The sequence below is a fragment of the Psychrobacter sp. 1176_08 genome, assembly GCF_052850615.1.
Genome location: NZ_VXCU01000004.1, coordinates 333,204 through 354,421 on the forward strand (window position 1 = coordinate 333,204; position 21,218 = coordinate 354,421).

The following is a 21,218-nucleotide window of genomic DNA, read 5'->3' on the forward strand; positions in this document are numbered from 1 at the left end:
AGCTAAAGTGATCTTAGATAATGTCGCCTGCATAGCTTTCGCTCTATTTACCGTTTTAATAGATCAGTTATTGATGTCGTTGAGGCTGTTTATTCTTACTCACGCTTCTGCAGTTACAAAGTATTCGTGCTGATACGGTGGTAATTCCTATCATGATAGGTAAGAAATAAAATCATGGTATGATAGCAGCCAAATAATTTCTCAAAAAACAAACGTTGAATTTACTGACGGTAAGTTTATCAAATTGACGATCATCACTCTTATTTTTCATCTTTTGCATTTCTAAAATGGCGTTATATGTTTGGGAATGCTTTTGTCTCTACTACTTTATAGTATATATATCATATTTAGCTCATGTTGTGATTCATGATGGCTATCATTGTTGTAGCTCAGACTTTATAAAAAGATGCCATTATCAACAGACGCTTCTAATTATCACGCGACTGGCGACAGTTTTTCTATAAAAACGATTGATAGATATAAAATATGACAAGATTATAAAAGGATCAACTTATGGATACCGCCCTATTATTATCTGGCGTGGTTGGGATTGGTATTGCCGCCCAATGGTTGGCTTGGTATTTAAAGCAACCGTCCATTTTATTTTTATTGCTAATTGGCATTATTGTGGGACCCGTATTAGGCGTTTTCGACCCTGATTTGGTGCTTGGGGAACTCATGTTTCCTTTCATCTCTTTGGGCGTAGCCATTATCCTGTTTGAAGGCTCACTGACATTGGAATTCGATGAGATCAAACAGCATGGCACCGTTGTGCAGATGCTAGTCTCAGTTGGCGTTCTGATTACCATTGCTATCGTTGCCCTATCGACGTACTTGTTATTCGATGTGGACCCATTGGTCGCTCTATTGTTCGGTGCGCTGGTCTGTGTCACAGGTCCAACCGTAATCATGCCTCTACTGCGTAGTGTGCGTCCCAATAAAACGATATCTAATATCCTAAAATGGGAAGGCATCATCATTGACCCAATCGGCGCTATTGCCGTGGTATTGGTCTATGAGTACATTATTTCAGGCGGCGAAGCCAGCAGTATCTTACTGTTTGCTAAAATCGTGGTATTGGCGACCGCACTTGGTATGGCTGGTGCTTGGCTATTAGCGTTTCTCATGCGCCGTCACATGATTCCTGAGTTTTTGCGTAATGTGTTTACGCTTGCCTTTGTGCTGGTATTGTTTTCGGTCTCCAATCACTTAGAACACGAATCAGGTCTTTTGACCGTTACGGTACTGGGTGTTGCCTTGGCAAACTGGCCAAAATTTCCACGCGAGACCATTTTAGAGTTTAATGAGTCTTTGACCATTCTTCTGATTTCAGTGCTCTTTATCATTCTTGCAGCTCGTGTGGAGTTGGCAAGCTTGCTCAGTGTTGGTTTTGCAGGCTTAGTATTACTCGTTATTGTCATGTTCGTGGCGCGTCCGCTATCTGTGTGGGCCTCTTCGATCGGCTCAAACCTCAAAACCAGTGAAAAACTCATGATTAGCTGGATTGGGCCACGTGGTATCGTCGCGGCTGCCATCTCATCGTTATTTGCCATTCGTTTGCAAGAGTACGATATTCAAGGGGTTGAGTTATTAGTGCCGCTCGTCTTTATGGTCATCATCGGTACGGTCATGATTCAGGGCTTGGGTGCAAAGGTAGTCGGTAATTTGCTGGGCGTACGTGAGCCTGAAACCAACGGTATTCTGATTGTCGGCTCAAACCCTATTGCCCTTTTGGTGGCCAGCTCTTTGAAAGACCAAGGTTTTGACGTCATTGTCGCCCACAACAACTATACCAATATTGCCCGCGCTCGCATGAGTGGGCTACGTACTTATTTTGGTAATCCCATCTCTGATCATGCTGACCGACACCTTGACCTGATTGGTATTGGTCGTTTATTTGCCATGAGTATGGATAAAGAGATGAACACCTTGTCTGAGATTCATTATCGTCATGAATTTGGTGAGCGTAAACTGTATCGTCTCAAATTCAGCGACGAAAAAGCCAGAAGTGAGCGTGATGACAAGCAATCAAACTTCCATTCGCAGTGGCTGTTTGGCAAAGATGTGACTTATACCAAGCTTGCCAGTATGCTGTCAAAAAAGGCCCGTATTAAAATCACCAACATTACAGACAGTTATAGTTTTGAGCAGTATAAGGCTGATAACAAACAATTTGTGCCACTCTATACCATTGACAAAGAAGGTAAGTTGCACGTTATTACCGATAAATTCGATGGCAATGTGCCACGCGATCGCAAGCTTATCTCGCTGGTGGTCGAGGATGAAGTACAGCCAAAGCCAGTAGATGTCACCCCAAAGCAAGAGCAAGCGCGAATGGCAGCCGATGCCAGCTTTGAATCCAAATCCAAAGCGCCTGAAAAGCGTAAAGAAAAGGAGCTGAGCGATACCAGTGCTCAGGCAGCAGCGCAAGAGTCTGTGGCAAACATAGAAAAAGATGGTGAGCAAAACATAAGCAATGATGCATCGCCAAAACCAAGCAGCTCAGAGACTTTATCGGACACCGTGACATCCTCTAAGGATAAAGCGACAGAGCCAAAAGAAGCTTCTACTAACACTGCGAATAAAGGCGTGATGTCCGCCAACTCAACAGCGACGTCGAAGACCAAAACATCTGGCAGTAGTACTAATGGTAATGGTAATGCCCCAAAAAACAAAAAAGGAGGCCTTGACCCAAATCGCCTGCCTGATTCTAGTCAAGACAATACGGCTAGTACAGACGTTGATATTCCTAAAACGTCTGAACAAAAAGAGCCTGAGGAAAAAGACTCAATCAACGCAGACAAACGTTAAAAGTTTCTACATAAAATGCTTATAACGAAAAAAGCCTCAACGTAATGTTGGGGCTTTTTTATGCTGCTTATGACACAAGGCTTTTAACCTTACTATGCTTCTTCAAGGCTGTTATTTTTCTTGAAGGTTGCTATTGGGCAAGCAGTTTTTCTTGTACCATCTGCCAAACTCGCACGCCAACCTCATCTGCACTGCCTGACGCATCAATACGTTGTATCCGCATAGGATAATCACTAGCTAGCACGCTGAACCCTTTATGAACCCATGTAAAAAACTCGGTGGCTTGCTGCTCAAACCGATCAGCAGCACCGCGTTTGTTAGCGCGTGCCATCCCTTCTAATACTGGCAAATCTAACCACAATGTCAAATCAGGTAGTTGTAGCACAAACTGACTGATCAGCCCATCGATCTTAGCACGCATAACATCATCGCCATGTCCGCGTCCAAACCCTTGATAAGCAATGGTCGAATCAGTAAATCTGTCACAGATCACCCATACACCACGCTGCAACGCTGGCAAAATGACTTGCTGCATGTGATCGCAGCGCGCCGCAAATAACAGCAATAGCTCAGTATCGTCCGTAATATCGGTGGCTGGATTTAATAATATCTCACGTAGACGCTCTGCAAACGGACTACCACCGGGCTCACGAGTACGCAGATAGTCGATGCCATTTTCCTGCAAGCGTGAGCATAATTGTTCAATCGCTGTGGTTTTACCCACACCTTCAGTGCCTTCAAAACTAATGAAGCGACCTTGATTGGTCACGTGTGACGTTTTCGGTAAGTTAGATGAGACATGATTGGATAAGGAAGAATCGGCTTGCGAAGAGACTGACATGGTATGACCTTTTGCCATTAATGAGCGTTATATGTGCTGTTATAACGCTCATTAAATGATAGGTTGCTTGATAAACAATGACTAAAAATAACTTACTGCGGCGGTGTTTGCGATCTCTTTTCACGCATGACACCCAAATACTCTTTTACGGCTTGATTGTGTGCATCTAAGCTATTGGTAAATTTGTGCCCACCTGTACCAGTGGCGACAAAGTACAAGGCATCGCTATCGGCTGGATGTAAGGTTGCTTCAATAGCAGAGGCGGAAGGCAATGCGATTGGCGTTGGCGGCAAACCATCAATTTGATACGTATTATACGACGTTTTTTCATCGATGTCGCGGCGGCGAATATTGCCCTCATAACGACTTCCCATCCCATAAATAATGGTCGGATCCGTTTGCATACGCATGCCTTTATTCATACGGTTATTAAACACCGCTGATACCAAAGGACGCTCGTCAGGCACGCTGGTCTCTTTTTCGATAATAGATGCCATGACTAAAGCTTCATAAGGACTCTTATATGGCAAATCTGGGGCACGATTTTCCCAAGCGTCCGTCAATGCTTGCTGCTGACGTTTGTATAAATCCGTCAATACCTGTTTGTCGCTGGTACCTTCACCATAATAGTAAGTATCCGGAGCAAACCAACCTTCAAGATTGTGATTGACGATAGGATCATTACTGTTGACCACCTCATCTGGCAATATACCAGCCAAATCCAGCGCTTTTGCGATACTGGCATTGTCACTATCGGCAGTCAGTACCTCTTTTTTGATGCCCGGATTGTCACGTAGCGATTGATATAAGTCTTTAGATGTTTTGCCTTCGATAATCTGTACTTTTACCATGGCAGCTTTTGCGCCTTGTTCGAGCACTTGCAGCGCCTCAGCCATGGTCGGATTTTCTGGTAGTTGGTAAATCCCTGCATGTAGCGGCGCATCAACTTGCGACTTGATATATAGCTTAGCAATACTGGCAGAAAACAGAGGTATCTGCTGTTGCCACTGCGGTAGCAAACCATAATAGGTCTGACCTTTCTCAATCGTGACCATCTTTTGTGGCTGATCAATGCGTCCAAACAATGTCTGATACACCATGACTAAGAAAAACGCCGCAATGAGTCCAAGCACGAGCAATATTTGATAGCCGCGCTGCATAAAAAACGATTGGTTGTCCGTTTTATACTTACGCGGCTTATTATCACCACTGATGAGTGAGACATCTGTCGCAGGTTTACCCTTTACTTCTTCTACGACAGGAACATCTGAGTCTGTGGGCGTGGTATTAGCACGTTGACCAACATTACTATCTTGTTGATTTGATGAGGTATCATTAGGACGTTCAGGAGGCGTTTCAGATGTAGGCTTACTCATGGCAACTCGCGAGGCAGATGTTTGCTAGAATTTAGCACTGAACTGTGGGATTTTCAATGGTATTTGCTTAGCTTGTGAATTAACTGGATACTGGCACTAAGCAACATGGCTTAATATTCTCAATTTCGACAGGTACTTTTGCGACCCTCTTTTAATAAAAAAGCTATTATGAATCTACATTTTGATCAGAGTCTTGCCAAAAATTATCACTCTCAAGCGCATATCATTCGTGTGCTGAGCGAAGCTTGGGTCAAAAATAATGGCTACTGCCCGAACTGCAACACCCAGCCGCTAAGAGAATTTGCGAATGGGAAACCTGTTGCTGATTTTTATTGCTCGACCTGTACTGAGCAATATGAGCTAAAAAGTAAAAAAGCGACCTTAAGCAATATTATTAACGATGGCGCTTATAAGACAATGATTGAGCGTATCAATAGCGACGATAATCCAAGCTTCTTTTTTTTGACATACTCAAAAGCGCTGACGGTAAATAATTTTATGATTATTCCTAAGCACTTTTTTACACCTGATATCATTATTAAACGCAATCCTTTATCAGCAACGGCCAAACGTGCAGGTTGGGTCGGCTGCAATATCGACTTACGACACGTACCAGAATCGGGAAAAATCTTTTTAGTAAAAGACCAGCATGTGATACCGCGTAATAACGTCACACAGCAGTTTCAAAAAACCTTGTTTTTACGTGAGCAATCTAGTACTTCGCGTGGCTGGACACTGGATGTATGGCAATGTGTTGACAGACTTGATATCCATTTTTCTCTCAATCAAGCTTATGCTTTTTCTGATGAGTTACAGCTCAAACATCCTAATAACAATCACATCAAGGATAAAATCCGTCAGCAATTACAAGTTTTGCGTGATAAGGGTATTATTGAATTTATAAGTCGCGGGAACTATAGAAAACTATACTAAGCATTTTGCATTTTTGATTACAGAAGACGATCATTTTTATTCGCTCTTTTTGCTAGGATCATAGGCACAATAAATCTAGCTAAAGGGAAAACGGCACATGATGAACGAAATAGGCTTAACCACTTATCAAATAGAAATCGTTGAAACTATGAGTCGTATTGTTGAAGTAATGGCGACAGATGATTCGTCAGCCATTCTACAAGCTCGGACAATGTATAGAAACGAAGACGTTGAGTTGTTTTACGATGATTTGATAGATACCAAATTTAATATTTTTGATAAAAAATAGTGTTTTGTACACACGTTTTACAGCATTGTCACTACGCTATCATTCAATAACGTCAGATTAGCCATCGGCATGATACCGCGCAAGGCATTGCAAAAAAACAAGCGCCTTAAAAGTGGCAAATCATCATCTTGCAATGGCCTGATGATGACTGGATAGGCTGTATTGGACAAAGCATCTATAATCACTTGTCGCATCACGCCAGCAATGCCCGATTGCGCCAAAGAAGGCGTGTACCATTGACCAGCTATCAGATAATTAGAGTTCTCTTGGGCGGTACCAATGATGTTTTTCGACTCTAGAGATTGTGGTTTTGTTACTGGCGCATCCGCTAGCTGATAGAACACATTACTCATCGTGCCCTCAATCCAGCAGCCATTCATGTCTCGCAGCAGCCCTTCTTCAATGCTTGGCTGTGCAGGAGTATGTAATGATGAGTCAGATGGTAATAAGTGTGATTTGATGCGTTGTAGCTCAGCACTTGCCAGCACGGTATCGAGCCGATTAAGACTTTTTAATCCTGCTAATGGTGGCGGCAAGCAAGCAATTTGGGCAGATAAGCAAACAGCCGTACTAGCAGGCTGTATAGGAATGAAGCGACCATCTGGTAAGCACAGCTGCTTATCAGTTGCGACCACCATGGCTGAGGATTTTAGCCAAACGTCACAAGCGCTTCCAGATGCGCTTGATGTATAGCCATACCCACGGATGGCTTGCGCGGCTCGCACAACGATAAGCTTGAGCACCCCTTGTTGTAAGTGCTGAGCATGCGTTATTAAGGCAGTTATTAAGGAGTGGCTATCTACGTCGAGTTGCAGTGCTTTTTGATGGGAGATGAGGCGCTGATGATGATAATCCAACCACAGTATCTGCCCGTCAATCACGCCCATGGTGGTAAAAAAACCATCGCCGTATGCCAGTCCACGATTGTCCAACGACAAAGTAGCGTGCGTAAAATCTGTCTCATTTTCTGATGAGTGTAGACAAAACCAGCTGCTAGACATCGGCATTGCTTCTCTCACAGCTTAACTGTCATTTTCTGGCGCTTCAGATTTATTGATGACCAGCATACAGCTATAAAACTCACATTTTGCCAGTTCTACTTTTTGTCCGCCGACCACTTTATTTTTGGTGATTTGACTATTAAGCATATCACCAACCATTTTACCGCCTTCATCACCCATTAATTGACGGGCAATTTTGTATGCTTTTTTGGCATGGTTTTGGCTCAGCTTTTTTTCTTTATCAGAGTCGGTAGGATTGGCATAATACCAGCCAAGCTCCAAGTATTTTTCAGAGTCAATAAGATCCAGGTAAGGCGCATCAGCCTTCATAAAACGGTATTTGGTAGCCGCATTACTGGCGTAGTCCAAGCTGTTCTCATCGGTGCTTACCACTTTACCAAAAGTCGACTTAATCTCCTCTAGCTTGTCAATACCAAGCGGCGTCACCTCACCCGAGCCCCAAGATGAAACATCATATCTCACCGGTGTGGCTTGCGCAGCAGTTGCCCCATCTAAGTCAGCAGTCCCAGCAGCACTGTCTTTTGCTGGCGCATCATTAGCGCTTGCCTGCTCGCTAGTGTTTGCATTAGCATCTTGATTTTGGGCATCGCTTTGGCTATTGTCACAGCCACTGAGCGATACACCAACCGCCATTATCATACCGACCATTAAGGTCTGCAGGTTGTTATTCCACATGGACAATTTACTCACACTTTTAGATTGGTCTCAAAATAGTATTAACGAGCGATCAAAGAAGCCGCTGATAATGAACAATGTTTTTACTGACAAGCTTGTTTAGCTCTTAGCTTTTTACAACGGAACCATCACTAGAGCAGACCCATATTTTTTTGCAATCTATAGTTTACCCAACTGCTTAACACTTGACTACCCTTTACGTTACGGATAACGGTCCCAGAGAGTACAGATTTGTTAAGGACATTCCATATCAAAACCTCTTGCTTATTCAAATGGTTTTTCGCTCCGTCTCCGGTTTGTCAAACCTTACCGTATCCCTTATGATAAGTGAGCTTTAACGACGCTCTTATTCATGAGTTTTGACTCTCACCGCTAGCGGAATATTTATGACTCAGCATTTTATAGTGATTGGCAATCCGATTGCCCATAGTAAGTCTCCCAAAATCCATACGCTATTTGCCGCACAAACGGGCATGGATATCAGCTATCAACGTCAATACTGTCCCAATAATGCAGACAGTTTTACCGCTGTGGTTGAGGCGTTTTTTTGCGGCGGCGGCGTTGGTGCCAATGTCACTGTGCCATTCAAACAAATTGCTTACGAGTGCTGTGCGGCGCGCGGCGGCCTGTCAGAACATGCCAAAATTGCAGGCGCAGTCAATACGCTCTTATTAAACAAGGCTCTGTTGGATAAGGGCGTATCGCTAGCAGAGGCTATTTATGGCGATAATACCGACGGTCAAGGATTGGTCAATCATATAAAAAGTCTGAACTGGCCACTAACAGGCGCGCGCGTTGCCATTATCGGTGCCGGCGGCGCTGTTCGCGGTATCATACTGCCTTTGATTGAGTCAGGCATCGCAACAGTAACCATCGCCAATCGAACCGTAAGCAAGGCGGTAGAACTGGTTGAAGAGCTGAGCACAGCCAGCACTGTTATTGATGAGCAGCAGATTAAAACATGCAGCACCGCAGAACTAGAGGGATCATTTGATATCATCATCAATGCCACTTCTATTGGCTTATCAGATGATAAACTACCACTTAGCCATGATTTAAATTGCCAATACGCCTACGACTTGATGTACGGGCGCCCGCTACCATTTTTGCAGCATTTTGAAGCTCGCGGGGCACAGACCTCTGACGGTTATGGCATGCTAATTGGACAAGCGGCGTTAAGTTTTGAGCGTTGGACAGGCCACCGTATTGATGTTGCAAAGGCGACGGAAGACTTAAATAAAAGCTAAGCGGTCTATATGCTAAGTACGCAAAAAAGCGCATAAACTGAGTCTATGTGCTTTTTTTTGGCGTACTTTTTTAGACACATACTATCTAATACATCATTTATGAAAAACGCGCCAGTAGCCAATTTTCCATACGCCGTAACGGCACACGTAAATTGGTCGAGTGCATGACGACTCCGCCAGCCAAACCCACTAAACACCCAATCGCTGTGTCGTATAAACGCGCACGCATCACCACTTGATAGGCTTGTTCAGAAAATGGCAAACCACTGCCATATTCAGCAATAAATATGGTCAGCGGCGTGATAAATATTACGGCCAGTCCATAATGCCGATCAACCAAATTTTCGATAAACAGCATCATGATCAAGACTGTTAATGCCACCCCCCATATCGACAAGTTCCAAGACAACATCCAACCGGCCAGTCCCACACCCACGATCGTCCCGAGCAGACGATGTATTTGTTTGATCCATACCGTACGTAAATGGATCCCTTGAATAATAAGAAAACAGCTGACTGCTGCCCAATAGGGATTGGAGAGATTCAAAACCAAGGTGACAAACAAAGCCAAGCTCACAAAACCCGCCACAATGATACTTTCGGCAATCGTATCTGGCTCATAACTATAGGTAGGTGTGGGCGTAGAGGGACGTGTGGCAATTAAAAACAGCGAGTACAGTAGCGACAAGACAATCGCAAAACCACTACCCAGCATCACTAGGCCTGTGGCTGGCATGATATCTTCTAGTGGCAGCGGTATAAATAATGCAATCGCTCCTGCCATCAATATAAACAAACCTGCTGGCGGCGGCTGACGATAATAACGACCAAGAATGACCACACCAAAAGCCATGAGTGTAAATATCGGTAATATCGATGCGGGAATATGCTGTGCCATCAAGCCTAGGGCAAAGCACAATGACATCGCAAAGCCCCATGCCATCACTGTCACCAAGCGATAAGGCAACTTACCAACCAATGGGGTATTCAAGATAATCATCGCCCCAAGCGATGCCTTGATACCAGAGGGCAATGCTTCAAAATAAGCGCCGACAAATACAGGAAAGCTAATAGCGATTGCAGCGATAATCGGCATATGCCAAGGTCGCTTGCTACGGTTCACTGTCAATAAATGCGACAGCTCACCACTGAGTAAAATTTTGATGCGAGCAAACCATTCTGTTAGCCAAGATGCTCGCTTTGGCTGGTGCTTTAATGCACTCATCATTGGTGCTCCTTATAGTATAGACACACGTAAACGTCGTACTTTGGATACGATGCCGCCCATTATAAAGCCATTCTTATTAATCAATATTAATAAAAACCTAATTCAGCTATTTATAACTTATATTTTTATGTTATTAGATATCTAATGAATATTAGTTATTAGTTGTATATTTGTCTTCATAGAAGACTTATACTGCTATAACGGCTACATCAACCATGGTCGAATGAGAAAGGGTTCAAATTAATCAAAATTAATCATCTTTTTTTTGACAAATCTAAGTAATGAGCAACGATATTGTTTACATTTATCTAAATAATCAAACAATAGTTTATAATTTTAATTTGTGAACGTCATGGCTTACGGACTAAGCTGACCATCTATGATAACGAATAACTAAAGAGAACGACTATGTTAACTTACAAAGCACCTTTACGTGATATCAAGTTTTTGATTAATGATGTCTTTGATTATCAAACCCATTACAAAAGCTTGGATAACGGTGAAAACGCTGATCCTGAAACGATTGACATGATCCTACAAGGCATGGCTGACTTTTCTGAGAATGTCCTCGCTCCTATTTATCAATCAGGCGATGAAGAAGGCTGTCATTTTGAAAATGGCGAAGTCACCACGCCAAAAGGCTTCAAAGAAGCTTACAACCAGTTTGTAGAAGGCGGCTGGCAAGGTATCTCGTATCCCGAAGAATACGGCGGGATGAACTTACCGACGTCAATCAACTTGATAAAAGCTGAAATGATCGGTACTGCCAACTGGCCATGGGCGATGTACTCTGGCCTATCAACGGGCTGTATCAACACGCTACTACAATACGGTACGGATGAGCAAAAAGCCCTTTATCTACCGAAGTTGGTCGAAGGCTCGTGGGCAGGTACGATGTGCTTGACTGAGCCACAGTGTGGTACGGATCTGGGCCAAGTAAAATCAAAAGCCATCCCGCAAGATGACGGTACCTATAAAATAAGTGGTACTAAAATCTTTATCTCAAGCGGTGAGCATGACCTAACAGACAATATTATTCATATTGTCTTAGCACGCCTACCAAATGCACCAGAAGGCACACGCGGTATCTCACTATTTATCGTACCAAAATTCACGCCGAATGCTGAAGGCGAATCTGGCGAACGCAATGCGGTTGTCTGCGGCTCAATCGAGCACAAAATGGGTATCAGCGCCTCTTCTACCTGTGTCTTGAACTTTGATGGTGCTACTGGCTACCTAATTGGCGAACCACACAAAGGCTTAAAAGCGATGTTCACCTTTATGAACACTGCTCGTATCGGCACTGGTATCCAAGGTCTAGCGCACACTGAACTATCTTTCCAAAACGCACTACCGTATGCTAAAGAACGTCGTTCTATGCGTACGCTATCTGGCACCAAAGATCCTGAAAAAGTAGCTGATGCTATCATTCACCATGCCGACGTACGCCGTATGCTGTTGACGCAAAAAGCCTTTGCTGAAGGCGGTCGCTCAATGATTTATCATTCAGCACGTTATGCGGACAAAATGGCACAGGGTATCGTTAATGGCGATGATGAAGAGTTCGAAAAATGGGATGACAAGCTAGGCTTTTACACCCCTATCCTAAAAGGTTTTTTAACTGAACTGGGTATTGAAGCAGCAAAGCACGGTCAGCAAATTTATGGCGGTCACGGCTATATCAAAGAATGGGGTATGGAGCTAATCGCTCGTGATGCTCGTATTGCGACCATGTACGAAGGTACGACTGGCGTACAGGCACTGGATCTATTAGGCCGCAAGGTTATTTTACAGTCTAAAGGTAAAATCATTCGTGATTATACCTCAAGCATCATGAAGTGGTGCGGTGAATATGCCCTTGATAAAGACATGCGTAAATTCGTTTGGGCACTCACTAAGCTATGTGCTGAATGGAACACATTGACAGTGCGCTTGATGCTAATGGCTCGTAAAGACCGTGAAATCATCTCAGCCGCATCAGATGACTTCTTGATGTACTCAGGTTACGTCATGATGGGCTACCACTGGGCACGTATGGCAGCGGTCGCTTATGAAAAGCTTAAAAACGGTGGCACTGAAGCACCTGAGTTCTATCAAGCAAAAATCCAAACTGCCGAGTTCTATTTTGATAAGCTTTTACCACGTACGTCTGGTCACGCTGAAGCCATGGTCGCACCAAGTGAAAGCATGACGTCAATGGAAATCGAGCATTTTGCTTTTCTAGACTAGAATCACATACAAGTCATACGATACCTGATAAAAAGCGCCTAAATCATAGGCGCTTTTTTGTGCCCAATTAACACTCACTATTTGCTTAAGTGCTTATTTACTTATGTAGATTCGCTTACGCTGACTCACTTACGTAGTTACTAAAGACAATCGATATTTATCAGAGCACCATAGTTTTACGACTCTGTAATCGAGTTTTTACTACCTTTTTTATCTTAATAGCCAGATTGTCATGTTAGGAGCCAACCATGTTATCCATTAACCATCAAACCGTATCGTTAGCCTCAAAGGGTATACAAGCATTATTGCTCAGTACGGCGCTTGCCGTTATCACCGTCCATAGCGCCGTTGCTAAAAATAGCGACACCCCTATTCACTTTGCAAAAGGTGCTATTACTAGTACGACAACTGGGAAGCTCAGTCCCAACGAAGATGAGCACTGGTATCGTTTTCAGGCGGGCAGCTCACAATATGCGGTGATCAATATTTTGCCATTAGCGGGCACGGCTGAAACAGCCAATGTGGGTGTATTACATATGCCAAATGGTACACAAGATGGCACCAAAGGCGGCATCATTTATCAAGGCTGTCTACCAACCACGGGTGATTATCGATTGCGTATTGCGCGTAACCTTATGGCAACGCAAGGCAAAACCGCAGGCTATAAAATAGAGACCATGATACTGCCTAAATACGCCAGTCAGTCGCTATGTAAATAGTGATTTTGAAATACCTATCCTAAAAATAAAAGCAGCCTACTTTCAATAGCAGGCTGCTTTTATTTGGGTCAATCAATGACAGATAAAGGCTTTAAGTAACAAAAATATTGGGACGTTTAACTGCCTAGCATTTTTTTATGATACACCGCGCTGATTTCTTCGACTTCAACGCATACTTGTAATGCGGCGCGTCCTGACTGTTTTGGGCCTAACTCTTTTTCTATAGTGCTTACCAATAGCTCTGCGAGTTGATTGCGAATCACCAAATCACGGCCTGTCATTATTTTTAAGCTGGCATAGATAAAGCCGTTGGTTTGTTCATCATCTTCTACGCCTACCAAAAACGTCTCAAGCGGTATGATACGGCTCTTGATATCCGCTGGATTACCAAAATGTCCGCTGTCCCACAGCACTTTGTTCAACGATTTGAGTAAAGATTCTTCATGAGAAATACTGACATTGGGCGTCGCTTGGATGGTTAAATGCGGCATGGATATATCCTTATAAAGTACAAGTAAAAAACAACAGCTCAGTAGCAACATGCCACTGAATTTATAAACTGTTAACGACTAATCTTTTAATAGCTAGTCTTTTAATCATCAGTAATAGCACCAAAGCGAGCAGTAAGTGTGGCTGATAGCTGCTCAGGTGGTAGCTCAATCTCTAAACCTCGACGACCGCCACTCACATAGATGGTGGCATAACTTTGTGCCGAGTCATCTATGATCGTCGTCAAACGCTTTTTTTGTCCTAATGGACTGACGCCGCCCAATACATAGCCAGTAGTACGTTCTACTTGCTTGGGATCTGCCATTTGGATCTTTTTACAGCCCACTGCCTTGGCCATTTTTTTAAAATTCAACGTCTTGTCTACTGGTAAGATTGCAACGGCAAGTACATTGGTTTCTGTCGACACCACTAAGGTTTTAAAAACCTGCGTGACATCCACACCAAGCTTTTCTGCGGCTTCTAAGCCAAAAGAGGTTGCCTGACTGTCATGAGTATATTCGTGTAATTGGTAATTAAGACCACGTTTTTTGGCAAGATCGACGGCTGGCGTCATAATAGTTTACCTTATTTTATTGGCATGAATGCAATAGCATACATAGGCTTTATTGTTTTTAGGCACACACATTATTAAGCCAAAATGGTTCTTTTTCAAATAAAAACATATCTAACATTTTGTGCTTATATTGAGTCCCTTCACTCATATTGGATACCCTATGTGATTGTTGGGCACTATGAATAATAGCAGTATATACAGACACTATATATCGCTTTGATGGCTTTTATGGCATTATAAGCGCAACATATTTGACTATTTCTGATACTGATTATGATACCGAAGTTCCTGAAAAAACGGATTTTTACAGCGCCAGCCACGACTGATAGTGCTATGACAACTGATGGCAACCCAGTCGCCTCTACGCCTTATGCAAAAGCCCCGATCAATCAGCTGTACCGTAAGCTCTCGGGTCAGTTACTTGACGTCGCAGTCAAACCCAAACTATTAGGGGAGCTGCCGGAGTTTGATGCAGACGATCAGACACTCATATTTTATGTGTTGCAAGATTATTCGCGTTCAAACAGTATTTTGATTGACTTGCAGACACAAGAGCATCGCCTGCCACCGGCATTGGTTGGAGTCAATGATGCCGCTCATCGTATCAAAGAAAATGCGGCTATCGTTTTTTTGAATCATCCTCATGCCAAAGACACGCCATTGTCACCGCGCCTTTCACGTCTCGTGTCTGCGGTATTGCAATATCCAGAATTGAAGGTTCGTTTGGTGCCTGTATCTATCTTATGGGGACGTGCGCCAGAAAAAGAAGATTCACTCTTTAAACTATTAACAGCTGATAACTGGGAAGATCCCAGCATCACAAAACAGCTGTTTAATATCGGTGTGATGGGGCGTGATACCTTTGTCCAGTTTCATCCACCCCAAGATTTACGCACCATTATTGACACTCATCTTAAAGACGATACAGAAGACTCTGACCTCGTCGATGCAGTCACCACTGACTTAAAAGACCCATCAGAACAAGCGACAAACAGTAACAGCAAACAAGACGCCGCTGCAACACCACATTATGCATTGGTCGCAACCGCTGACAGCAATCGTGAATTGGTGCGTAACATACAACAGCAGCTCACGATTTATTTGGACAAGCAACGGGCCAGTATGTTGGGTCCTGACTTATCAGACAGGCGCAATTTGGTTGATAAGCTGGTGTATTCGCCCGCGATCAAGCACGCCATTGAAGCGGAAGCCGAAAAGACGGGCACCAGTGTTCGTGATGCTCGTTTGCTTGCCAAAGGGTATGCCAATGAGATGGTTAATGACTATTCGCACTCAATTGTGCGAGGCTTTTATAAGTTCTTAACTTGGTTGTGGACGCAACTGTATGATGGCGTCGAAGTGCATCATTTCGAGCGTGTTCGTGAGATTGCCACTGACTACGAACTGGTTTATGTGCCTTGTCATCGCAGTCATGTTGACTATCTGTTGCTGTCTTATGTGATTTATAAAAGTGGTCTTAGTATTCCCTATATCGCCGCGGGCGATAACTTAGATGTTCCTGTATTAGGGCCATTATTACGAGGCGCTGTTGCCTTTTATATACGTCGTAGTTTCCGTGGTAATGCACTCTACACGGCGGTTCTACGTGAGTATATGCATACGCTCATCACTCGTAATACGCCGATTGAATACTTCATTGAAGGCGGTCGCTCACGTTCAGGACGTTTATTGCCGCCTAAAATGGGTATGCTAGCGATGACCGTACACAGTCAATTGCGTCAGACCAATAAACCTGTGGTATTCATTCCGACTTATATCGGCTATGAGCGCATCATGGAAGGCGGTACGTATGTTGGCGAGCTAAAAGGTAAACCAAAAGAGTCCGAATCTTTAATCGGTCTGCTCAAGGTGGGACGTAAAATTGAACGTATCTTTGGTACAGTTCACCTAAGCTTTGGTAAGCCTTTATACCTAAGCGAATTCATGCAAAAATTCGATGTGTCTGCTAATAGTCTGCCTGCTGATCGTACCGATACACCATTAGACGACAAAACCAGTGCCATGGTCGATAACATTGGTGTCAAAGTGATGCAGCATATCAATAAAGCAGCGGTGGTCACGCCAGTATCGCTGTTGTCATTGGTACTGCTCTCTGCCCCCAAGGCAGCATTGGATGAGGAAAGCTGCCGCGAGCAAATCGCCCTTTATCAGGGTCTTGCTCAGCAGCTGGCGTATTCAGATGACACGGTCATCACAGACATGAGCCCGCAGCAAATCATTGATTATGGTATTAAGCTCAAGCTCATCGAACGCACACCACATATTTTAGGCGACATTATTCAGATCGCAGGCAAACAGGCGGCATTGCTGAGCTATTTCCGTAATAATATTCTGCACGTCTTTATTTTATTGTCTTTCTTAGCAGCACTGGTCGCGCGTAACGGTCGTATGGAGCGCAGCCGCTTAGACAGTATCGCTGAGCAGCTATATCCATTCTTACAAAGCGAGCTGTTTTTATACTACCCAGCGCATGGCTTAGCCGATACCATCAACAAAAAAGTCGATACCTTACTCTCTCATGGTCTGATTGTAGAGCTTGGTGATGGTAAGCTCAGCGTACCTGAGTCAAATAGCAAGTGCTATCAGCAGTTGCAAGTGCTGGCAACACCAGTCGGTCAAAGCCTTGAGCGTTATTTCATGACCTTAGCGTTACTCGCTCAGCAAGGCTCAGGAAATTTGACCGAAAGCGAGGTTGTTGATTTATGCCATCTGCTTGGACAGCGTTTGTCTGTACTTTATGCCGATGATATTCCTGATTTCTTCGATCGGGCTTTATTTACCAGCTTCCTCAGTGCATTGACTCGTCTTGATTACTTGCAAAAAGACGAAGAGACGGGTGTGTTGACCTTTGATCATCGTATCAATGATATCGCGCACCATGCCAAGTACGTCCTCACGCCTGATATGATGCAAATCCTACATCAGGTAGCAAGTTTGGATGAAAGCGAGATTACTCACGCAATTACCGAGATTAGCAATAAAAAGCAGCGTAAATTCGGGCGTAAGCGCTAATAAATAGCCAATTAAATCCAGAAAAAAAAGACCTCTAATCATTAGAGGTCTTTTTTATTACTTAAGCGTTAAGCTTTTAAGGCCGAACTCCTAGGTAGAAATCTTTTTATATTTCATACGCTTAGGACTGGCATCGTCACCCATCGTCTTTTTACGATATGCTTCAAATTCAGTGTAGTTACCATCGAACCATACTGGGCCTTCATCTTCGAATGCCAAAATATGCGTCGCAATACGATCAAGGAACCAGCGATCATGCGAAACAACCATGACTGTGCCTGGGAATACTTGAATCGCATCCTCTAGCGCACGTAAGGTTTCGATGTCCAAATCGTTTGAGGGTTCATCGAGTAGCAGTACGTTTGCGCCTTGTTTCAGTGTCTTCGCCAGTTGCAAACGGTTACGCTCACCACCTGATAGTTGACCAACGTGCTTTTGCTGATCTGAACCTTTGAAGTTAAAGCGACCAATATAGGCACGGCTTGGCGTAGTATAGTCGCCAACGGTAATGATATCAAGGCCGTCAGAAACTTCTTCCCATACGGTTTTATTGTCATCGAGATTGTCACGCACCTGACCGACATAGGCCACTTTTACGCTTTCGCCCAAGTCAACTGAGCCAGTATCTGGCTTGTCGCGCTCGGTAATCATGTTAAATAGCGTAGTTTTACCCGCACCATTTGGACCAATAATACCAACAATGGCACCCGCTGGTACGTTAAAGCTTAAGTCTTTATAAAGCAGGCGATCACCAAATGATTTGGAGATGTCATTCACTTCAATGACTTTATTACCTAGACGTGGACCAGGTGGAATATAAATCTCAGACGTCTCATTACGTTTTTGGAATTCGGTTGAGTTCAACTCTTCAAAACGCTGGACACGAGACTTAGACTTGGCTTGTTGGCCTTTTTGGTTTTTACGAATCCACTCAAGCTCTTTTTTCAGTGCTTTAGCAAAAGATTCTTCTTGCTTGTTTTGCTGCTCAAGTCGGTTGTTCTTTTGCTCTAGCCATTCAGTATAGTTACCTTCATACGGATAGCCATGGCCACGGTCAAGCTCCAAAATCCACTGAGCAACGTTATCCAAGAAATAACGGTCATGGGTAATGGCCACAATCGTACCACTATAGTTCTGTAAGAACTGCTCAAGCCATGCGACAGATTCAGCGTCCAAATGGTTGGTCGGTTCGTCAAGTAATAGCATATCAGGACGTGATAGCAGCAAACGACACAATGCCACGCGGCGTTTTTCACCACCTGACAATTTGCTTACATCCGCATCCCATGGTGGCAGGCGTAGCGCATCAGCGGCTTTTTCTAGCTGCGTGTTTAGGTTATGCGCATCCCATGCTTGAATGATGTCTTCCATTTTGCCTTGCTCTTCTGCAAGCTTATCAAAATCGGCATCAGGCTCTGCATATTCTGCATAAATGGCATCTAAACGTGCCAGCGCATCTAATGCTTCGCGCATACCGTCTTCGACGTTACCACGGACATCTTTGCTGTCATCGAGCTGTGGTTCCTGCGGCAGATAGCCAACTTTCGTACCTGCTTGCGCACGTGCTTCGCCGCTAAACTCAGTATCTACACCCGCCATAATACGGAGCAAAGTTGATTTACCAGAACCATTGATACCTAAGACACCAATCTTGGCACCAGGAAAAAACGACAGGTTAATATTTTTGAGAATTTCACGTTTAGGGGGAACAAGTTTTGACACGTTGTTCATCGTGTAAATATATTGAGCCATTAACACTCCGATAGACTGCATAGAAGAGAACAGCAAATACCACTCAGCGCTGCTGCCAAGCGTGCCGTAACTCAAAATCAGGATTACAAATTATAGGTCATTATCGCATTGTGGCGCATACCCTGCAAGCTGAGAGGTTGTTTTAGCAGGTGTTTTACCCCTTTTGTCGCAAAGCGCTGTCATTTCTATCTGGTCACTGCTTTGACTTCCTCCCCTCCCTAAAGTGAGGGGATTCCTTCTACAAGACGGTCAAGCCCGACCGCAAGAATGTTCTTACTGGCATTAATATCTCTATCATGCCTTGCGCCACACTTCGCACAAGTCCATTCTCTTATTCGCAAATCTGCTCTACCTTTCGGACTACTGGACATATCGCCACAGTACGAGCAGGTTTGGGTAGTGTATTTCTCATTTACGATTTCAAAACGGCAACCTGCGTTCTCGCATTTATAAGTCAATTGTCGTTTGAGTTCAAACCAACCTGCATCGTAAACCGATTTGGCTAGTTTGCCTTTTTTGCTGTTAAATTGAGTTGTTTTAATATCGCCAACCACGATTAGAGCATTATCTTTGACTAATTGGGTGGTGAATTTGTGTATGAGGTCTTGGCGTGTATTTTTGATTTTGGTATGGATTGCCTTAACACGCTGTTTATTTTTGGCACGTTGGGCGATACCCAGTTTTTTAGCCCATGCCTGTGTTTGTTTGATTTGTAGTTTGTCACCATTTGAGGCGGTGGCACTGTCTTTTAAGCCTAAATCAATACCTACGCTACCAATTCCGCATGATGGTTTGGGATAGTCTTTGACGGTAATACACGCATACCAACGGTTACGGCTGTCTTGTACCAGTTCGCAAGTGTTAATTTGATATAGGCTTAAATTATAGCTGTCCCATAGGTCAATGATTAGCTTTTGCCCTTTGGCTAAGCTAAGTTGCAAGGTTGATTTTAAGCCCTTTTTACCTGTGGCATGGGTAGCGATGTGTTTAATGGCAGATTGTTTAAAGGGTAGCCAACCCAATGATTGACGCTTGGCTTTTGGATTGTTGGTCCGCCAGTGTAGTTTTGCTTTTTTAAATTGCTTACGGCTTTTGGCGTGGGTTTCGTTGATGGCTTGAATGGTTTGAGAGTGTAAGCCCAGTAATTCACCGCTACCTTTGGTGTATTCGCTTAGGTCATAGGCACTAAAGAATTTGCCAGTACGCTTAAGATGCTCATAGCTTAACGCATTGACATAGTTCCATACGAAATTAACCGAACCGCTTAGGCGGTTCAGTTGGTCTGTGTGTTTGTCTCGTATGCGTAACTTGAGTGTTTTCATAAGCTTAAGTATAATTGGGTTCTTCTATTTTATAATTGGTCTAATTATATGTCAAACGATTTAAGACGGGGTAGGCACGTTGTTTACAATCTTCATGTGCATTTGGTCTTTGTGACGAAATACCGCAGACAAATTTTTACCAAACAGATTTTAGACGATATGCAGATTATTTTTTCTGATGTGTGCACGAAGTTTGAGGCTGAACTGGTTGAGTTTGATGGCGAAAGCGACCAGGTACATTTATTGGTGGTTTATCCGCCTAAAGTGGCTATTTCTAGCTTGGTAAATAGTTTGAAAGGTGTGTCTAGTCGGTTATTGCGTAAAAAAGAATATCCATCTATCAAAAAGCAAGTATGGGCTGATGCCCTTTGGTCGCCTAGTTACTTTGCAGGATCTTGTGGCGGTGCTCCAATCGAGATTATCCGTCAGTATATCGAACAGCAGAATACACCACACTAAACAACTTTCTGTGTGTAAGCATAGTTACGGCAACGGAGGATAAAATGAGAGATGAGCGCGGTCAACTGAGTAAGGCAAGTCACCAAGCTGTCATAAACGCTTTATAAATGGCACAAAAAAAATCATTAAACCTTTCGATAGTTTAACCAATAGCCGTTAGAATGTTAGCATGTCTTAACAAAATAATATCGGCATCAAGCCGTTTTCGTATGTTTACTT

The 21,218-nt window shown here is 43.6% G+C and carries 17 protein-coding genes; 8 read left to right on the forward strand and 9 right to left on the reverse strand.

The genetic code is table 11. The features are described from left to right. Nucleotides 1-513 precede the first annotated feature (513 nt). Nucleotides 514-2,811 carry a cation:proton antiporter domain-containing protein gene (locus tag FW759_RS07410; protein ID WP_446442600.1) on the forward strand — a complete coding sequence of 766 codons (2,298 nt, stop codon included), beginning with the start codon at nucleotides 514-516 and terminating at the stop codon, nucleotides 2,809-2,811. Nucleotides 2,812-2,941: 130 nt separating this feature from the next. On the opposite strand, the gene tmk is transcribed toward FW759_RS07410, so the two are convergent. Beyond that, on the reverse strand, nucleotides 2,942-3,652 hold the full coding sequence (gene tmk, locus FW759_RS07415) for a dTMP kinase (RefSeq protein WP_446442601.1): 711 nt from the start codon (nucleotides 3,650-3,652) through the stop codon (nucleotides 2,942-2,944). 92 nt (nucleotides 3,653-3,744) lie between these two features. Continuing rightward, on the reverse strand, nucleotides 3,745-5,028 hold the full coding sequence (gene mltG, locus FW759_RS07420) for an endolytic transglycosylase MltG (RefSeq protein WP_446442602.1): 1,284 nt from the start codon (nucleotides 5,026-5,028) through the stop codon (nucleotides 3,745-3,747). A gap of 168 nt (nucleotides 5,029-5,196) precedes the next feature. On the opposite strand from mltG, the gene FW759_RS07425 reads away from it, so the two are divergent. Beyond that, nucleotides 5,197-5,961 carry a DpnI domain-containing protein gene (locus FW759_RS07425; RefSeq protein ID WP_446442603.1) on the forward strand — a complete coding sequence of 255 codons (765 nt, stop codon included), beginning with the start codon at nucleotides 5,197-5,199 and terminating at the stop codon, nucleotides 5,959-5,961. 97 nt (nucleotides 5,962-6,058) lie between these two features. After that, nucleotides 6,059-6,250 (forward strand): DpnD/PcfM family protein, encoded by a 192-nt coding sequence (locus tag FW759_RS07430; RefSeq protein ID WP_446442604.1) that lies wholly within the window; start codon nucleotides 6,059-6,061, stop codon nucleotides 6,248-6,250. Between the two features lie 17 nt (nucleotides 6,251-6,267). Here the strand turns inward: FW759_RS07430 and FW759_RS07435 are convergent, their stop codons facing one another. Beyond that, nucleotides 6,268-7,257: an aminotransferase class IV gene (locus tag FW759_RS07435; RefSeq protein WP_446442605.1), complete on the reverse strand. Its 990-nt coding sequence runs from the start codon at nucleotides 7,255-7,257 to the stop codon at nucleotides 6,268-6,270. 15 nt (nucleotides 7,258-7,272) lie between these two features. Further along, nucleotides 7,273-7,947: a hypothetical protein gene (locus FW759_RS07440; protein ID WP_446442606.1), complete on the reverse strand. Its 675-nt coding sequence runs from the start codon at nucleotides 7,945-7,947 to the stop codon at nucleotides 7,273-7,275. 386 nt (nucleotides 7,948-8,333) lie between these two features. On the opposite strand from FW759_RS07440, the gene aroE reads away from it, so the two are divergent. Then, a complete protein-coding gene (gene aroE / locus FW759_RS07445) occupies nucleotides 8,334-9,194 on the forward strand; it encodes a shikimate dehydrogenase (protein ID WP_446442607.1) in 861 nt (286 codons plus the stop codon). Between the two features lie 97 nt (nucleotides 9,195-9,291). Here the strand turns inward: aroE and FW759_RS07450 are convergent, their stop codons facing one another. Continuing rightward, on the reverse strand, nucleotides 9,292-10,422 hold the full coding sequence (locus FW759_RS07450) for an FUSC family protein (protein ID WP_446442608.1): 1,131 nt from the start codon (nucleotides 10,420-10,422) through the stop codon (nucleotides 9,292-9,294). A 408-nt stretch (nucleotides 10,423-10,830) separates the two neighbouring features. Here FW759_RS07450 and FW759_RS07455 point away from each other — a divergent pair, with 408 nt between their 5' ends. Continuing rightward, nucleotides 10,831-12,651 (forward strand): acyl-CoA dehydrogenase C-terminal domain-containing protein, encoded by a 1,821-nt coding sequence (locus FW759_RS07455; protein ID WP_131393273.1) that lies wholly within the window; start codon nucleotides 10,831-10,833, stop codon nucleotides 12,649-12,651. Between the two features lie 248 nt (nucleotides 12,652-12,899). Then, nucleotides 12,900-13,370 carry a hypothetical protein gene (locus FW759_RS07460; protein WP_446442609.1) on the forward strand — a complete coding sequence of 157 codons (471 nt, stop codon included), beginning with the start codon at nucleotides 12,900-12,902 and terminating at the stop codon, nucleotides 13,368-13,370. 116 nt (nucleotides 13,371-13,486) lie between these two features. On the opposite strand, the gene FW759_RS07465 is transcribed toward FW759_RS07460, so the two are convergent. Further along, nucleotides 13,487-13,861 (reverse strand): 5-carboxymethyl-2-hydroxymuconate Delta-isomerase, encoded by a 375-nt coding sequence (locus FW759_RS07465; RefSeq protein WP_062843596.1) that lies wholly within the window; start codon nucleotides 13,859-13,861, stop codon nucleotides 13,487-13,489. Between the two features lie 101 nt (nucleotides 13,862-13,962). Continuing rightward, the gene (gene ybaK, locus FW759_RS07470; RefSeq protein ID WP_443505546.1) at nucleotides 13,963-14,433 is read right to left on the reverse strand and encodes a Cys-tRNA(Pro) deacylase; all 471 of its coding nucleotides are present in this window, start codon (nucleotides 14,431-14,433) and stop codon (nucleotides 13,963-13,965) included. 273 nt (nucleotides 14,434-14,706) lie between these two features. On the opposite strand from ybaK, the gene plsB reads away from it, so the two are divergent. Further along, nucleotides 14,707-17,466, forward strand: a complete 2,760-nt coding sequence (gene plsB, locus FW759_RS07475; protein ID WP_443527720.1) for a glycerol-3-phosphate 1-O-acyltransferase PlsB — start codon at nucleotides 14,707-14,709, stop codon at nucleotides 17,464-17,466. A 90-nt stretch (nucleotides 17,467-17,556) separates the two neighbouring features. On the opposite strand, the gene ettA is transcribed toward plsB, so the two are convergent. Next, nucleotides 17,557-19,218: an energy-dependent translational throttle protein EttA gene (gene ettA, locus FW759_RS07480; RefSeq protein WP_062845788.1), complete on the reverse strand. Its 1,662-nt coding sequence runs from the start codon at nucleotides 19,216-19,218 to the stop codon at nucleotides 17,557-17,559. 218 nt (nucleotides 19,219-19,436) lie between these two features. Beyond that, nucleotides 19,437-20,540 (reverse strand): RNA-guided endonuclease InsQ/TnpB family protein, encoded by a 1,104-nt coding sequence (locus FW759_RS07485; protein ID WP_443530213.1) that lies wholly within the window; start codon nucleotides 20,538-20,540, stop codon nucleotides 19,437-19,439. Nucleotides 20,541-20,588: 48 nt separating this feature from the next. On the opposite strand from FW759_RS07485, the gene tnpA reads away from it, so the two are divergent. Continuing rightward, entirely contained in the window at nucleotides 20,589-20,999 is a 411-nt protein-coding gene (gene tnpA / locus FW759_RS07490) for an IS200/IS605 family transposase (protein WP_131393269.1), read from the forward strand. Nucleotides 21,000-21,218: the final 219 nt, after the last annotated feature.

Coding starts and splice junctions, on each gene's coding strand:
- FW759_RS07410 (WP_446442600.1), top strand. CDS start 514: ATGGATACCGCCCTATTATTATCTGGCGTGGTTGGGATTGGTATTGCC.
- tmk (WP_446442601.1), bottom strand. CDS start 3,652: ATGTCAGTCTCTTCGCAAGCCGATTCTTCCTTATCCAATCATGTCTCA.
- mltG (WP_446442602.1), bottom strand. CDS start 5,028: ATGAGTAAGCCTACATCTGAAACGCCTCCTGAACGTCCTAATGATACC.
- FW759_RS07425 (WP_446442603.1), top strand. CDS start 5,197: ATGAATCTACATTTTGATCAGAGTCTTGCCAAAAATTATCACTCTCAA.
- FW759_RS07430 (WP_446442604.1), top strand. CDS start 6,059: ATGATGAACGAAATAGGCTTAACCACTTATCAAATAGAAATCGTTGAA.
- FW759_RS07435 (WP_446442605.1), bottom strand. CDS start 7,257: ATGCCGATGTCTAGCAGCTGGTTTTGTCTACACTCATCAGAAAATGAG.
- FW759_RS07440 (WP_446442606.1), bottom strand. CDS start 7,947: ATGTGGAATAACAACCTGCAGACCTTAATGGTCGGTATGATAATGGCG.
- aroE (WP_446442607.1), top strand. CDS start 8,334: ATGACTCAGCATTTTATAGTGATTGGCAATCCGATTGCCCATAGTAAG.
- FW759_RS07450 (WP_446442608.1), bottom strand. CDS start 10,422: ATGATGAGTGCATTAAAGCACCAGCCAAAGCGAGCATCTTGGCTAACA.
- FW759_RS07455 (WP_131393273.1), top strand. CDS start 10,831: ATGTTAACTTACAAAGCACCTTTACGTGATATCAAGTTTTTGATTAAT.
- FW759_RS07460 (WP_446442609.1), top strand. CDS start 12,900: ATGTTATCCATTAACCATCAAACCGTATCGTTAGCCTCAAAGGGTATA.
- FW759_RS07465 (WP_062843596.1), bottom strand. CDS start 13,861: ATGCCGCATTTAACCATCCAAGCGACGCCCAATGTCAGTATTTCTCAT.
- ybaK (WP_443505546.1), bottom strand. CDS start 14,433: ATGACGCCAGCCGTCGATCTTGCCAAAAAACGTGGTCTTAATTACCAA.
- plsB (WP_443527720.1), top strand. CDS start 14,707: ATGATACCGAAGTTCCTGAAAAAACGGATTTTTACAGCGCCAGCCACG.
- ettA (WP_062845788.1), bottom strand. CDS start 19,218: ATGGCTCAATATATTTACACGATGAACAACGTGTCAAAACTTGTTCCC.
- FW759_RS07485 (WP_443530213.1), bottom strand. CDS start 20,540: ATGAAAACACTCAAGTTACGCATACGAGACAAACACACAGACCAACTG.
- tnpA (WP_131393269.1), top strand. CDS start 20,589: ATGTCAAACGATTTAAGACGGGGTAGGCACGTTGTTTACAATCTTCAT.